Raw genomic sequence first — 14019 nt, 5'->3', positions numbered from 1 at the left:
AGGGCGCATGCAGGCCGCACGGCGTGCACGGGCCGCGGCGATAGAATGGGCGCATGGCCAAACGCAGACCCTTCGCTTCCGATACGCCCGACCTGCTGAGCGTCGACCGCGAGGCCATGCGCCCGCTGGCCGAGCGCATGCGCCCGCGCACGCTCGACGAGATGGTCGGGCAGAAGCGCCTGCTGGCACCCACCAGTGCGCTGCGCCGCGCGGTCGCGTCCGGCCGCGTGCACTCGATGATCCTGTGGGGGCCGCCCGGCTGCGGCAAGACCACCCTGGCACTGCTGCTGGCGCAGTACGCCGAAGCCGAGTTCAAGGCGATCTCGGCGGTGCTGTCTGGCCTGCCGGAAGTGCGGCTGGTGCTGGCCGAGGCCGCGCAGCGCTTCGCCGACGGCCGCCGCACGGTGCTGTTCGTCGACGAGGTGCACCGCTTCAACAAGGCGCAGCAGGACGCGTTCCTGCCGCATATCGAGCGCGGCACCATCCTGTTCGTCGGCGCCACCACAGAGAATCCGTCGTTCGAGCTGAATTCGGCGCTGCTGTCGCGCTGCCGCGTGCACGTGCTGGAGCCGGTGTCGCCACAGGACATCGCCGAGGCGCTGCAGCGGGCGTTGCACGATCCCGAGCGCGGGCTCGGCGCCGAGCAGTTGCAGGTCTCCAACGCGGCGCTGCTGGAGATCGCCGGCGCCGCCGATGGCGACGTACGGCGCGCGCTGACCCTGCTGGAGATCGCCGCCGAACTGGCCCAGGACGAGGGCGGCGAGATCACCGCGCAGACCCTGCAGCAGGTGTTGGCCGACCGCACGCGCCGCTTCGACAAGGGCGGCGAGCAGTTCTACGACCAGATCTCGGCGCTGCACAAGTCGGTGCGCAGTTCCAATCCGGACGCGGCGCTGTACTGGCTCACGCGCATGCTCGATGGCGGCTGCGACCCGTCCTACCTGGCGCGGCGGCTGACCCGCATGGCGATCGAGGACATCGGCCTGGCCGACCCGCGCGCGCAGTCGATGGCGCTGGAAGCCTGGGACATCTACGAGCGCCTGGGCAGCCCCGAAGGCGAACTGGCCTTCGCGCAACTGGTGCTGTACCTGGCCAGCACCGCCAAGTCCAACGCCGGCTATGCCGCGTTCAACCAGGCCAAGGCCGAAGTGCGCGAAACCGGCACCCAGGAGGTGCCGCTGCACCTGCGCAATGCGCCGACCAAGCTGATGAAGACCCTGGGCTACGGCGCCGACTACCAGTACGACCACGACGCCGAAGGCGGCATCGCCCTGGACCAGACCGGCTTTCCCGATGCGATGGGCGAGCGCGTGTACTACCGCCCGGTGGAGCGCGGCCTGGAGATCAAGCTCAAGGACAAGCTCGACCGCCTGCGCGCCGCGCGCGAACAGGCGCGGGCTGACAAGGCCGGTCGATCGGCTTCATAATCGGCGCACAGGAGATGGCATTCCTCCTCGAACCGCCCGCAGCACTGCGCGCTGATGATGCCTGCCCAACCCCCGCCGGGGTGGCAGGCTCGTGCCCCGGCATCGTCCTTGTGGAGAATCCGATGCCCGTTCCTTCTCGTTTTTCTGCTGCCACTCCGGCGTTCGTCTCGCGGAGGCGCGCATGAACCTGACCCTGTGGTGGCAGCAACTGCTGCTGGCGATGGCCGGTGGCGCGGTCGGCTCCGGGCTGCGCTTCGCGGTGGGCAGCGCGCTGCTGCAGCGCTACGGCGCCGGCTTTCCTTGGGGCACGCTGGCGGTGAACCTGGCCGGCGCCTTCGTCGGCGGCTTCCTGCTGGTGTGGATCGAAGGCCGCGGCGCCAGCGCGCCGTACTGGCGGGCGCTGCTGATCGTGGGCCTGGTCGGCGGGCTGACCACGTTCTCCTCGCTGATGATGGAAAGCATGGTGTTCGTGCGCAACGGCCGCCTCGGCACGGTGCCGCTGTACCTGGCGATCACCCTGGCGGCGGGGCTGGTGCTGGTGTTCGCCGGCGCGCGCACCGCCGCGGAACTGCGGCCGCCGACGGCGACTGCCGGCCGCTGAGCGGACGTGGGTCTCTAGCCCAGCAGGGCGGCGCCCACGCCCAGCGGCGGCGCCAGCAACGCCAGCGGCACGATCAGCCGCGGCCGGTACGGCAGCAGGCCCAGGGTCAGCAGCGCCGCGCTGGCGCTGAGCGAGCCCACCCACAGCACCGGGCCGATGTCCCAGCCGCGCGCTGCAACGCAGCTGGCGAATGCCGCGCTCAGCAGCAACCAGCCGGCGGCCTGCAGTCGCCGCAGGCGCGGCGGCGTGGCGCGGCGTGCGCCGTACAGCTCGAGCTGGTGCTTCTCCATGCCGAGGCACAGCGCGACGAAGCCGGAGAAGGCCAGGCACAGACCGAGCACGGTCATGCGCCCTCCGTGGCCAGCACCGGCTTGCCGGGTCCGCCGCGTTCGCGGGCGCGGCGTTCGGCCGCCGACAGCGGCGGTTGCCAACGCTGCATGCGCCGCGCGGCCAGCGCCAGGGCGATACCGAGGAACAGGCAGACCAGGTCGAACCCGGCCAGCGCCCAGTCGCCGGCCAGCAGGCTCACGCCCAGGTGCGCATCGGTGGTGACGGCGTTGAGCAGCGGCAGCAAGCCGAACAGCGCCGCGCCCGCATACAGTTGCCAGGCCCACATCGGGCGCTTCGGCCACACCTGCGCGGCGATCAGGGCCGCGGCCCAGGCCAGGAAGAACACCGTCGCTTCGCTTTCCGGGCGGGATTCCAGGTGCAGCGGCAGCAGCCGGTTGCCCCAGAAATAGGCGGCGAAGGCGATGGGCAGCCCGGCCACGGTGCCGATGTTGAGCGCGTCGACCAGGCGCAGGCCCAGGCCGATGCGGCCGGCCTTGGCGTGCTTGGGCCGCTCCTTGACCGCCCACAGGATCGCGCCGCTGGCCACCATCAGGCAGCCGAGCAGGCCGCAGCCGAAGAACAGCCAGCGCAGCCAGGGCCCGGCGAAGTGCGCCAGGTGCAGGCCGTACAGGGTGCTGCGGGTTTCCGCGGCGGCGCCGAGTTCGCCGCTGCGGCCGAGGATCTGCCCGCTGGCCGCGTCCAGCAGCAGCGAGGGCGTGGTGTAGCCCAGCCGCTGGCCGTCGCCCTGGCGGATCTGGATGGCCGCGGCGGCGTCGCCGGCGTTGTACACGGTGAAGCCGGCGATCGGCGCCTGCGCGCCCCATTCGCGGCGCGCCACGTCCAGCAGCTGCGCGATCGGCAGCATGTGCCCGGGCGTGCCGCTGGCCTCGCGCAGGTTCTGCGGCTCCTGGAAAGCTTCGGCGTAGAACGCCTGCTCGGCATCGGGATAGGCAGTCTTGATGCCCCAGGGCAGGTACATCAGCATCAGCGTGACCAGCCCGGTGTAGGTGATCATCGCGTGGTAGGGCAAGGCGAGCACCGCGCTGGCATTGTGGAAGTCCAGCCACGAGCGCTGGCCCTTGGCCGGACGGAAGGTGAAGAAGTCCTTGAAGATCTTCTTGTGGGTGATCACGCCGCTGATGATCGCCACCAGCATGAACATCGCGCAGAAGCCGACGATGTAGCGCGCCCACAGCGCCGGCAGGTAGTGCAGGTCGAAGTGCAGGCGGTAGAAGAAGTCGCCGCCGCGGGTGTCGCGGGTCTGGCTGGCCTCGCCGCTGACCGGGTCGAGCAGGGCGTTGCCGAACATCTCCTTGCGGCTCTGGCGGGCGCCGTCGGCCGGCGGTGGATTGCGCCAGAACAGATCGGTGAACGGCGCGCGCGGGTTGGCCAGCGACACGAACCATTGCGGCGACTGCGGCGCCTCGCGCTGCAGCAGCGCCACCGCACGTGCGGCGACCACGTCGGTGCTCGGCTGCGCGCTCGGCAGTTCCGGACGCATCCAGCGGCTGATTTCGTTGCGGAAATAGCTGGCGGTGCCGGCCATGAAGATCAGCAGCAGCACCCAGGACACCAGCAGGCCGCTCCAGGTGTGCAGCCAGGCCATCGATTGGCGGAATCCCTGCTTCATGGCGCGTGCTGCTGCAGCCAGGCGATGGCCAGCGCCATCGGCGCCAGCAGCGCGGCGATGCCCAGCCAGGCACGTCCGGCGCTGCGCGCGGCGAATGCCCACAGCACGGTGCAGGCGCAGACCAGGATGCCCAGCATCATGCCGCTCAACACCGCTTGCGCACGCACCGACGGCCACAGCAGCGGCAACAGCACCGCCGTGGCCGCGGCCAGCGCATAGCCGCCGACGATCGCGGCCAGGGTGCGCGCCAGCGCGCCCAGCCAGGGCGGCAGCCCACGCGAGGCGGCGGTGGGCGGGGTGGAGAGACGCGGCGACGCTGGCGGAACAGGGTGCATGGAGGCCCGTCGGGAGAGGCACCGGCTTGGCGACAGGGCTAGGCGGAGCGGATGGCAGCGAGGGCTGCAGGTCAGTTAATGATACGCATTCCTATTTTCGACGCAAATCCGCAGCCTGGCCGGTGCGGCTGGCAGGACACGTACCCGGCTGTGGCAGCGGTGGCCGGACTCCTGCACCATCGGTCCGGCCATCGGGCTGCCTGGGGATGCCATGAAGATTCTGGTCGTCGACGACTACCGCACGATGCGGCGCGTCATCCGCATGCTGCTGGGCCAACTCGGCTACGAGGACGTGGTCGAGGCGGCCGACGGCGAGGCGGCGCTGGCCGCGATGCGGGCAGAGAAGATCGGCCTGGTCATTTCCGACTTGAACATGGAGCCGATGACCGGTCTGGCGTTGCTGCGGGCGGTTCGGAGCGACGCGAAGCTGAAAGGCACGCCGTTCCTGATGGTGGTCGCCGAGTCGCGCAGCGACAATGTGACCGCGATCCGGGAAGCCGGGGTCAGCGGTTACATCGTCAAGCCGTTCAATGCGGACACGCTGAAGGAGAAGATCGCGTCCGTGCTCTGAGTGGACCGTGGCGCGCTGGCGCGATCGGCGGGGGAGCGTCAGCGTGGCGTGGCGGTCGCTGCGCTTGGTGCGGCGAGCATCGCTTCGGCAGCAGCGATCTTCTGCGTCACCGCGTCGCGCAACGGCGAGCCGGCGGGCAGCAGGGTCAACAGGTGGCGCCAGTCGCTGGCGGCGGCGGCATAGCGCTGCTGCTGGAAGGCGGCGATGCCGCGCATCCATAGGGCGCGCTGATTGTCCGGTTGCTGCGCCAGCACGCGGTCTAGCATGGCGCGTGCGGCGCTGCCGACGGTGAGATCGGCGCGTTGCGCGATGTCGGTCTCGGCCCAGCCGAGCAGGGCCTCGACATTGTCCGGGGCGATCCGCAGGGCCTGCGCATAGGCCTGCTGCGCCTCGTGCGGGCGCCGCGCCTGTTGCGCGTCCCAGGCCTGTTGCAGCCAGCCTTGCAGCAGCTGCGCGGTCTGCTCCGGCGCGGCCGGCGGCAGCGGGTGCAGCGGGACACCGGCCAGGGCCGTCGGCGTGCCGATGCGCCAGTACAGGCTTGCACCGAGCAGCGGCAGGCTCAGCGCCAGCAGCAACGCGATGCCGCGTTGCGCAGATGCGCCGGAATGCTGGACGAGTAGTGGACGCAGCACCGCGAACAGGGCGATGCCCAGCATCGCCGCGGCGGCAAACAGGAAGCCGGGCGTCACCAGGCGTCCTCCGCATCCGCGTCCGCCGTCGCGGCGCCGATGGCGCGGCGGCGTTGCCGCAGCGTCGCCAGCACCATCGCGGCGCCGCCCAGCAGCAACAGCGCCGGCCCGAACCACAGCAGCCAGGTGCCCGGCGCCAGCGGCGGGTCGTACAGGACGAAGGCCGAGTAGCGATCGACCATGTACTGCTTGATCTGCGCATCGCTGCGCCCGGCCTGCAGTTGCGCGAACACCTGGTGGCGCAGGTCGCGCGCCAGGGTGGCGTCGGAATCGGCCAGGTTCTCGTTCTGGCAGACCAGGCAGCGCAACTGCGCGGTCAGTTGCTGGAAGCGCTGTTCCTGCGCGCGGTCCTTGAACGGCAACGGGTCCACTGCCTGGGCAAACGTCGGCAGTGCACCGCCCAGCAGCCACAGCAGCACCAGCAATCGCCACCATGGCGTGCGTCGGCACGTCCGTGCGACGCGCGCGCTCATCGCCGCGCCTCGTCGAGCGACGCGATCGCCGGACGCAACTCGTCGGCCAGCACCTGCGCCGTCAGCACGCCGACGTGCTTGTAGCGGACCACGCCGTCGGCATCGATCAGGAAGGTTTCCGGTGCGCCGTATACGCCCAGATCGATCGCACGCTGGCCATCGGCGTCCACCAGTACCAGCGCATACGGATTGCCGCGCCGCGCCAGCCAGGCGGCGGTATCGTGCGGATCGTCGCGGTAGGCGTAACCGACCAGGGTCACCCCCAGGTGCCGGGCCTTCGCCATCAGCAGCGGGTGCTCCTCGCTGCAGGCCATGCACCAGCTGCCGAACACGTTGAGCAGATACGGGCGACCGCGCAGTTCCTGGCTGCCGCTGCGCAGCTCCGGCCGGTCCAGGCGCGGCAACGCGAACGCCGGCACCGGCTTACCGATCAGCGGCGAGGGCACCTCGCGCGGATCGTGGCTGCGGCTCCACCACAGGCCGAACCCGAACAACGCGGCCAGCAGCAGGAAGCCAGCCAGCGGCAGCAGCCGGCTCATGGCGCGGCTCCGGCGAGCGCGGCCGGCGTGGCGGCGCTGTTCGCGACCGGTTGCGCGCGCAACCGGCGCGCGCCGGCGCTGATGAAGCTGCCGAGCATCATCAGCAGGCCGCCGGCCCAGATCCAGCGGATGAAGGGCTTGTCGTACAGGCGCAGGGTCCAGCCGTATTCGATGTGCTGGTCGTCGACCGGTTCGCCCAGCGCGACGTACAGATCGCGCAGCACGCCGGCATCGATCGCCGCCTCGGTCTGGATCCGGTCGCTGCTGTACAGGCGCTTCTGCGGATGCAGCACCGCCACCACGGCGCCGTCGCGCAGCACGCTCACCGTGCCTTGCTCGGCCTTCCAGTTGGGGCCGTCGACCAGGCGCACGCCATCGAAGCGGAACGCATGCGCGCCGACCTGGGCGCTCTGGCCGGGATCCAGGCGCACGTCGCGTTCCACCGACAGGCTTTCCGACAGCAGCACGCCGGCCACGAACACCGCGACGCCGGCATGCGCCAGCAGCATGCCGGCCAGTTCGGCGGGGAAGCGGCGGCCGCGCGGGGCGCTACGCCAGCGGGTGAGCGCATACAACGCGGTGCCGACGCCGACCCAGGCCGCGGCCGCGACGCCGGCCACCGCGCGCAGCGTACCCGCGCTCAGCAACCACGCCAGCAGTGCGCAGCCCAGTGCCGCCAGACCGGCGCGCGCGGCCACCGCGCGCAGTGCGCCGGGGTCGGTACGGCCCCAACGCAGGTAGGGACCGAACGGCAACAGCAGTACCACCGGCAGCATCAGCAGCGGGAACAGCAGGCCGAAGTAGGGCGGCCCGACCGAGATCTTGCCCAGCCGCAGGGCATCGCCGAGCAGCGGGAACAGCGTGCCCAGCAGCACCATCGCCGCGGCCACGCTGAGCATCAGGTTGCCGATCAGGATCGCGGTCTCCCGCGACAGCGCGGCGAACGGCTTGCCCGCGGCCAGGCGCGGCGCGCGCAGCGCGTACAGCAGCAGCGAGCCGCCGACCACCAGCACCAGGAAGCCGAGGATGTACAGGCCACGGCGCGGGTCGGCGGCGAAGGCGTGCACCGAGGTCAGCACGCCGGAGCGCACCAGGAAGGTGCCCAGCAGCGACAGCGAGAACGCCAGGATCGACAGCAGCAGGGTCCAGGCGCCGAGCGCGCCGCGTTTCTCGGTGACCGCCTGGGTGTGGATCAGCGCGGCGCCGACCAGCCACGGCATGAAGCTGGCGTTCTCCACCGGATCCCAGAACCACCAGCCGCCCCAGCCCAGCTCGGCGTAGGCCCACCAGCTGCCGGCGACGATGCCGGCGCTGAGGAAGCCCCAGGCGACATTGGTCCACGGCCGCGCCCAGCGCACCCAGGCCTGCTGCTGTTCGCCGCCGAGCAGGGCGGCGATGGCGAAGGCGAAGGCCACCGAAAAGCCGACGTAGCCGGTGTACAGCACCGGCGGGTGGAACACCATGCCCGGGTCCTGCAGCACCGGGTTGAGCTCGCTGCCGTCGCGCGGCATCGGCGACAGCCGCGCGAACGGATTGGAGGTGAACAGGACGAAGGCCAGGAAGCCGCTGGAGATCAGCCCGAGCACCCCGAGCACGCGCGCGGCGAAGGCTTCCGGCAAGTGCCGGCTGCTGCGCGCCAGCGCCACCGTCCACAGGTTGAGGATGGCGATCCACAGCAGCAGCGAGCCCTCGTGTGCGCCCCACACCGCGGCCAGCCGGTAGTACCAGGGCTGCGCCAGGTTGGCGTTGGCGGCGACGTAGCGCACCGAGAAATCCAGCTGCAGCAACACGTAAGCGAGCAGGCCGAAGGCCAGCCAGGCGAAACCGGCCTGGGCGTAGGCGGCCGGCCGCGCCACCGCCATCCAGGCGCGCTGGCCGCGCCAGGCCCCGAGCAGCGGCAGCACGGCCTGCACCAGCGCCAGCAGCAAGGCCAGGATCAGGGCGCATTGGCCGAGCTCGGCGCTCATGGTGCGGCTGCTCCGGCGCGGTGGGACGCGATCGGACTCATGGTCGTGCGGTCGCCGCAGCGGCCGCCGAGGTGTTGCCGACGTGGGCGCGATCGGCATGCGCCTGCGCCATCGCGTCCTTCAGTTCCTGCGGCATGTAGGTCTCGTCGTGCTTGGCCAGCACCTCGGTGGCCACGAAGCGCGCGCCCCGCATCGAGCCGGTGGCGATCACCGCCTGGTTGTCGCGGAACAGGTCCGGCAGGATGCCGGTGTAGTCGACGGCGGTGGCGCCGGCCTTGTCGATCACCGTGAACTGCACCTGCAGCGAATCGGCGCTGCGCGTGATCGAGCCGGCCTTGACCATGCCGCCGAGCCGGAACACCCGGTAATCCCTGGCCGCGCCGGCCTGTACCTGGCTCGGCGTGAACAGGTAGCTGATGTTGTGCTGCAGGGCCAGCACGAACAGGCCGGTGGCCAGCGCCGCGGCGCCGAGCAACAGCAGCACCAGCAGCAGGCGGCGCTTACGGGTGGGATGCATCATGCGCTCCGTTGGTGGCCGCGTTGCCGCGGGCACGGCGGGCCTGTTCGCGGGTCACTTGCGCACGGATCTCGGCGAGCAGGCGGCGCTGGCGGCGGCGCGGCAGCAGGCTGTCCAGGAGCAGCACCACCAGCGCAAGCGCGTACGCGCTCCACACATAGACGGCGTAGCCGCCCATCGCCCAGAACCCGCTCATGCCGCGTGCTCGGCGGGCCGCGGCGCGGTGCCCGCCGGCGACGTCGCCACCGGCGCGGCCTGCAGCGCAATCGCACGCACCCAGGCCTTGCCGCGCTCCAGTAACAGCAGATCGCTGCGCATGCGCCCGCACAGGCTGGCGATGTAGTAGCACTTGCTGGCGACCACGCCGGTCAGCAGCGGCCACAGCATCGACAGCGGCATCTTCGACGGGCCGAGCACGCGTACTGTGGAGCCCTGGTGCAGCGTGTTCCACCAGACCACCGAGTAATGCACGATCGGCAGGTTGATCAGCCCGACCAGCGCCAGCAGCGCGGCGGCGCGCGCGCCCTGGCGCGGGTCGTCGATGGCGCGGTGCAGGCCGATCACGCCCAGGTACAGGAACAACAGCACCAGTTCCGAGGTGAGCCGGGCGTCCCAGGTCCACCACGTGCCCCACATCGGCCGGCCCCACAGCGAGCCGGTGCACAGGGTGACGAAGGTGAAGGCGGCGCCGATCGATGCCGAGGCCATGCAGGCGATTTCCGCCAGCTTCACCCGCCACACCAGCGCGACCAGGCCGGCCACGCCCATCGCCGCGTACACGAACAGGCTCATCCACGCGCAAGGCACGTGCACGAAGATGATGCGGTAGGCGTCGTGCTGCTGGTAATCCGGTGGCGCCAGCACCAGCCCGCCGTAACACGCCACGGCGCCGAGCAGCACGGCCGCGGCCAGGCTCCAGGGACGCAGCGCGCCGGCCACGCGGTAGAAGGTCGGCGGCGCGCCGAGCCGGTGCAACCAGAGCGGGATCCAGGAACGCATGGGGTGACTCAGCGGGCGAGGGGAGCGCTGCGCGGCAACGCCTGCACGGCGGCGGCGGCGTCCACCTGCAGCAGGCCGTCGCGCGTGCGGCTGGTGCGCAGCAGCAGGTCGTGCACGCTGCGCGCGTCCAGTTGCGGCGCCAGCGCCAGCAGCAGCGCGACCACGCCGCTGACGTGGGCGGTGGCCATCGACGAGCCGGAGGTGAAGTCGTAGCCACCGTTTGGCTGGGTGGTGAGGATGTCCTCGCCCGGCGCGCTGAGCACGCCCGCCGGTGCCGGCGTGGCGGCGCTGCTGCGCACCACGATCACCCCGGGAATGCCATCGGGAAACCCGTCCATGCGGCCGTTGGGCGGCATCGCCGCGACCACGATGCGGCCGTCGCGCAGCAACTGTTCCATGAGCTTGCGCAGCAGCGGGTCTGCCGGACCGCCCAGGCTGAGATTGATGATGCGGGTGCGGGTATCGCCGATCGCCGCCAGCGCCTTGGCCAGGGTGAAGGAGTTGCAGCCGGCGCCGGCACCGGGGCGCTGCGGATACCAGCAGGCCTTGTACACGTCGAGCATCGCCTTCGGCGCGATGCCGACGATGCCCAGGTGGTTGTTGCTGCCGGCGGCGATGATGCCGGCGACCTCGGTGCCGTGGTGGTCGCGGTTGAACGCGCCCGGATCGGCGGCGACCAGGTCGCGGGTGTTGCGCAGGCGTCCGCGCAGGTCCGGATGCGACGTGTCCACGCCGGTGTCGACGATCGCCACGTCCACGCCCTGGCCCTGGCTCAGCGTCTGCGCGGTGGCTGCATTGGTGGCGGCGAAGCCGCGCTGCATGTCCACGTAGGGGTCGTTGTAGCGCAGCGGCTGCGCCGGCGCGGCCGTGGCCTGACTATCGGCCGAATACGTGCCGAAGTCCTGCAGCGGCTGCGACAGCGCCACGCGGTCATCCTTGGCCAATTGCGCCAGCAGCGCCTCGCGGTCACTGCCCGGCGCCGGCTCCAGCACCACGCAGTACAGGCCCAGCGCCTTGATCGGCCAGCCGGCGACCTGGCGCAGGCCGTAGCGCTTGTTCAGCGCGTCCAGGGTGGCGACCGCCTGGGTGCCGGCGCCGTAGTAGCGGGCCGAGGCGTAGCCGAGCAGGTTGGAGCCGGCGTGGCGGCTCGGCGCGGCCATCGGGTTGGCCACGGCGAGGACGATCTGGCGCTGGCTGTCCAGCGCCGGCGACGGATCCAGACTGGGCGCCTTGGCCGCGGGCGCAGGATCGGCGACGGCCGCCGGCGCGGCGTGGGCGCAGGCGCCAAGGCCCAGGCAGGCGAACAGCAGGCTGGCGAGATGCAGCTTCATGGCGCGGCGATCGGCTCCGCCAGGCGGATGCCGGCGGTGGCGCGCAACTGCTGCACGCTGCGCTGCGGCTGCGCCGCCGACCCGGCCTGGATCGGCACCACGGTGTAGGCGCCGGCGGCGTTGGGGCCGCCGATGACCCGCAGCTGCAGCTTGCGCAGCAGCGCATCCCAGTCGGCCAGGGTCATGCGTGCGTCCGGCACCACCCGGATCGCGTCGGCCGCCAGCGGCTGCGTGGCATCACTGAGGGTGCGGTAGGCGGTGCTGCGCTCGTGCTCGGCGGACAGGCGCACGCCCAGCACGCCCAGGCCCACGGCCTGCAGCAGGGCGGCGGCAACCAGCGCCCGCGTGGTCCAACTGGTGCGGCTGCGCTGCGGCTGTGCCTTGGGGACCGGCGCGTCCAGGCGCTGCAGCAGGCGCTGCAGCCCGGCCTCGGCGTCCACCGGCACGTCGCTGGGCAGGGTCATCGCCATGCGCAGGCGGCTCTGCTGGGCGAACTCGGCACTGCAGTGCTGGCACTTGGCCAGGTGCGCGACCAGCCATTCGTTCTCGTCTTCCGTGGCGCTGTCCTGCAGCACCCACGGCATCAGTTCCCAGGCATGCGCGCATTCGTTGCCTGGCTCATTGAAGCCCGTTTTCATCACGCGCTCTCCGTCAGCGTGGACGCGTCGCCGGCCAATCCCGGCAACACGTTGCGAAGCTTGACCCGGGCATGGAACAGCCGGGCCTTGATGGTGCCCACCGGGCACTGCATGATCGCGGCGACCTCGTCCAGCTTGTGGCCGAGGCCGTAGACCAGTTCCACCACCAGCCGCTGGTCGGCCGACAGGCGTTCCAGGCCCTTGCCCAGCCAGTCGCGCAGCTCGCGGTCCTCGTCCGGGTCCGCCGCCGCGGCGTGGTCCTCGGCGGCCACGCCATCGTCGATGGCGTCGTCGCTGTGGTGGCGGATCGCCTTGAGCCCGCAGCGGTAGGCGATGCCCATGATCCAGGTCGAAACCTGCGAATCGCCGCGAAAGTCGCCCGCCTTCTGCCAGACGATCCAGAAGCAGTCGTTGATCGCTTCCTCGATGATGTCCGGGCGCCGGGTCAGCCGCGACAGGAACCGGCACAGGCGGCCGTGGTAGGCGCGGTACAGGCGGGTCAGCGCCTCGCGGTCGCTGGCCGCCATGCGCCGGAGCAGCATGCGGTCGGTGGCATCGCCGAGCAGGTCGGTGTCGTTCATGGGGGCAGGTGTGGCAACGGGCACCGGTATGTGCCGGGGCGGCACGGAAAGGTTGCGCTCGGATCAGAAGCTGCGGGAGACGCTGGCCACCCAGGGCCAGATCCCGTGGTTCGCGCCGCCGTGGGTGTCGTTGAACATGCGGTCCACCTCCACGCTCCAGCGCCCGGCGTTCCAGATCAGCCCGGCGTGGCCGTAGCGATAGTGCGCCACGTACTCCAGTCCGTACAGGGCCGGCGGCGCCTGGCTGACGCCGACCCCGGCCGACAGCGACAGCGCGCCGTGGAGCGGCTGGTGCGCGGTGAGGTCGAGCGCGCCGTACCAGCGCTGGCGCAGGCCGCTGTCGGGCAGGCGGAACGCGGCCAGCGACAGGCTCAGGCGGTCGCGGTAGCTCCAGCCCAGGCTGAGCTCGTCGCGGTTGAACGGACGGTCGACACGCCGGCCGGGGTAGCGGTACAGCAGCGCTTCGGCCTGCAGTTGCCAGTTGTCGGACAGGGTCCAGCCGCGCGACAGGCCGGCGCTGCCCATCAACACCTTGCCCGGCGCGTCCAGTGCCACGCTGGCCGAGCCGCTCAGCGACCAGCCAGGCGCCGGCAGCCAGAACAGCGCGCCCTGCAAGGTCGGGGTAGCGCGGGTCACGGCGATGCCTCGGTCGACCAGTTGCGAGCTGATCCCGGCGGCACCGCCGACGTCGCCGGCCATTGCCGCCGGCGCGTGCAGGGCGGCGAGCGCCAGGCCCACGGCCAGGGCCGCGCCGCGGCCTCGACGCGACGACGGCCGGGCCGCGTCCGCCAGCCGACCCGCGCGCACGTTCAGCATGCCCGGGGCGCCCCGCGGTGCGGGGATGCGGCGGGCAGCAGCGACGAGGCGCCGCGGACGGCAGGGAAAACACGCACGGTGGCTCGATGCTCGCAGGTCAGGAATCGGGCACGGGCGCGGCGCGACGGCCGGCCCGTGGGGCGCCGAATATGACCCGATCGGGCAGCGAGTTCAATGCAGGCTGTGCAGGTAGGCGATCAGGTCCTGCAACTGCTTGGGATCGTCCAGTCCGTCGTACTTCATCTTGCCGCCGGGCAGGGCCTTGGATGCCGGTTGCGACAGGTAGCTGCGCAGCTTGTCGTCGCTCCAGGTCCACTGGCTCTGCTTCATCGCGTCGGAATAGGCGTAGTCCGGCACGCTGCCGGCGCGGCGCCCGACCACCCCGAACAGGGTCGGGCCCTTCTTGTTCTTGGCCGGTGCGGCGCTGTGGCATTCGGCGCATTCGCTGGCGAACACGCCGGCGCCGGGCGCGCCGCCGGCGGCATGCGCGGACGGCGCCACCGCGGCGGCCAGCGGCAGCAGGCCGGCCAGCAGGGTGCACAGGGGGAGGGCGTTGGTGCGTTTCATGGGGGGAA

Annotated in this window: 18 protein-coding genes and 1 riboswitch; of the genes, 3 read left to right on the top strand and 15 right to left on the bottom strand. The window is 71.6% G+C overall.

What is annotated here, in order from left to right:
- Nucleotides 1-53: 53 nt before the first annotated feature.
- Together GGR64_RS18470 and crcB are read left to right on the top strand one after the other, a co-directional pair.
- The gene (locus GGR64_RS18470; RefSeq protein ID WP_160967453.1) at nt 54-1427 is read left to right on the top strand and encodes a replication-associated recombination protein A; all 1374 of its coding nucleotides are present in this window, start codon (nt 54-56) and stop codon (nt 1425-1427) included.
- Between the two features lies 1 nt (nt 1428).
- Nucleotides 1429-1498: riboswitch (Fluoride riboswitch) on the top strand.
- 110 nt (nt 1499-1608) lie between these two features.
- Nucleotides 1609-2028, top strand: coding sequence for a fluoride efflux transporter CrcB (crcB, locus tag GGR64_RS18465; protein WP_184447951.1), 420 nt, complete (start codon nt 1609-1611; stop codon nt 2026-2028).
- 14 nt (nt 2029-2042) lie between these two features.
- On the opposite strand, the gene GGR64_RS18460 is transcribed toward crcB, so the two are convergent.
- Genes GGR64_RS18460 through GGR64_RS18450 form a run of 3 tightly spaced genes read right to left on the bottom strand, consistent with a single transcriptional unit; the run spans nt 2043 to nt 4323 of the window.
- Complete coding sequence (locus GGR64_RS18460) at nt 2043-2375, bottom strand: DUF3325 domain-containing protein (protein ID WP_184647656.1); 333 nt, start codon at nt 2373-2375, stop codon at nt 2043-2045.
- The gene (locus GGR64_RS18455) at nt 2372-3988 is read right to left on the bottom strand and encodes a PepSY-associated TM helix domain-containing protein (protein ID WP_184647654.1); all 1617 of its coding nucleotides are present in this window, start codon (nt 3986-3988) and stop codon (nt 2372-2374) included. Before GGR64_RS18455 ends, GGR64_RS18460 begins: the two co-directional genes overlap by 4 nt.
- Nucleotides 3985-4323: a DUF3649 domain-containing protein gene (locus GGR64_RS18450; protein ID WP_160967446.1), complete on the bottom strand. Its 339-nt coding sequence runs from the start codon at nt 4321-4323 to the stop codon at nt 3985-3987. Before GGR64_RS18450 ends, GGR64_RS18455 begins: the two co-directional genes overlap by 4 nt.
- Nucleotides 4324-4534: 211 nt before the next feature.
- On the opposite strand from GGR64_RS18450, the gene GGR64_RS18445 reads away from it, so the two are divergent.
- Entirely contained in the window at nt 4535-4894 is a 360-nt protein-coding gene (locus GGR64_RS18445) for a response regulator (RefSeq protein WP_160967444.1), read from the top strand.
- 38 nt (nt 4895-4932) lie between these two features.
- On the opposite strand, the gene GGR64_RS18440 is transcribed toward GGR64_RS18445, so the two are convergent.
- From GGR64_RS18440 to GGR64_RS18385, 12 genes are all read right to left on the bottom strand, one after another.
- On the bottom strand, nt 4933-5583 hold the full coding sequence (locus GGR64_RS18440) for a tetratricopeptide repeat protein (protein ID WP_184647652.1): 651 nt from the start codon (nt 5581-5583) through the stop codon (nt 4933-4935).
- Nucleotides 5580-6056, bottom strand: a complete 477-nt coding sequence (locus GGR64_RS18435) for a cytochrome c-type biogenesis protein (RefSeq protein ID WP_184447946.1) — start codon at nt 6054-6056, stop codon at nt 5580-5582. The genes GGR64_RS18440 and GGR64_RS18435 overlap by 4 nt, the downstream gene beginning before the upstream one ends.
- Complete coding sequence (locus GGR64_RS18430; RefSeq protein WP_184647650.1) at nt 6053-6595, bottom strand: DsbE family thiol:disulfide interchange protein; 543 nt, start codon at nt 6593-6595, stop codon at nt 6053-6055. Before GGR64_RS18430 ends, GGR64_RS18435 begins: the two co-directional genes overlap by 4 nt.
- Nucleotides 6592-8562 carry a heme lyase CcmF/NrfE family subunit gene (locus GGR64_RS18425; protein ID WP_184647648.1) on the bottom strand — a complete coding sequence of 657 codons (1971 nt, stop codon included), beginning with the start codon at nt 8560-8562 and terminating at the stop codon, nt 6592-6594. Before GGR64_RS18425 ends, GGR64_RS18430 begins: the two co-directional genes overlap by 4 nt.
- A 37-nt stretch (nt 8563-8599) precedes the next feature.
- The gene (ccmE, locus tag GGR64_RS18420) at nt 8600-9079 is read right to left on the bottom strand and encodes a cytochrome c maturation protein CcmE (RefSeq protein WP_184647646.1); all 480 of its coding nucleotides are present in this window, start codon (nt 9077-9079) and stop codon (nt 8600-8602) included.
- Complete coding sequence (gene ccmD / locus GGR64_RS18415; protein WP_160967433.1) at nt 9063-9275, bottom strand: heme exporter protein CcmD; 213 nt, start codon at nt 9273-9275, stop codon at nt 9063-9065. Before ccmD ends, ccmE begins: the two co-directional genes overlap by 17 nt.
- Nucleotides 9272-10078, bottom strand: a complete 807-nt coding sequence (locus GGR64_RS18410) for a heme ABC transporter permease (RefSeq protein WP_184647644.1) — start codon at nt 10076-10078, stop codon at nt 9272-9274. The genes ccmD and GGR64_RS18410 overlap by 4 nt, the downstream gene beginning before the upstream one ends.
- Nucleotides 10079-10086: 8 nt before the next feature.
- Nucleotides 10087-11409, bottom strand: coding sequence for a S8 family serine peptidase (locus GGR64_RS18405; RefSeq protein WP_184647642.1), 1323 nt, complete (start codon nt 11407-11409; stop codon nt 10087-10089).
- On the bottom strand, nt 11406-12047 hold the full coding sequence (locus tag GGR64_RS18400; RefSeq protein WP_160967427.1) for a zf-HC2 domain-containing protein: 642 nt from the start codon (nt 12045-12047) through the stop codon (nt 11406-11408). Before GGR64_RS18400 ends, GGR64_RS18405 begins: the two co-directional genes overlap by 4 nt.
- Nucleotides 12047-12628, bottom strand: coding sequence for a sigma-70 family RNA polymerase sigma factor (locus GGR64_RS18395; RefSeq protein WP_160967425.1), 582 nt, complete (start codon nt 12626-12628; stop codon nt 12047-12049). Before GGR64_RS18395 ends, GGR64_RS18400 begins: the two co-directional genes overlap by 1 nt.
- Before the next feature lie 63 nt (nt 12629-12691).
- Nucleotides 12692-13444, bottom strand: a complete 753-nt coding sequence (locus GGR64_RS18390; protein WP_260303471.1) for a hypothetical protein — start codon at nt 13442-13444, stop codon at nt 12692-12694.
- Nucleotides 13445-13615: 171 nt separating this feature from the next.
- On the bottom strand, nt 13616-14011 hold the full coding sequence (locus tag GGR64_RS18385; protein WP_184447940.1) for a c-type cytochrome: 396 nt from the start codon (nt 14009-14011) through the stop codon (nt 13616-13618).
- Nucleotides 14012-14019 lie beyond the last annotated feature (8 nt).

It is taken from the genome of Xanthomonas sp. 3307, from assembly GCF_014199735.1.
Lineage (GTDB): Bacteria > Pseudomonadota > Gammaproteobacteria > Xanthomonadales > Xanthomonadaceae > Xanthomonas_A > Xanthomonas_A rydalmerensis.
Note: the sequence above shows the minus strand (reverse complement) of the source record. Positions and strands in the feature narration are given on the sequence as shown.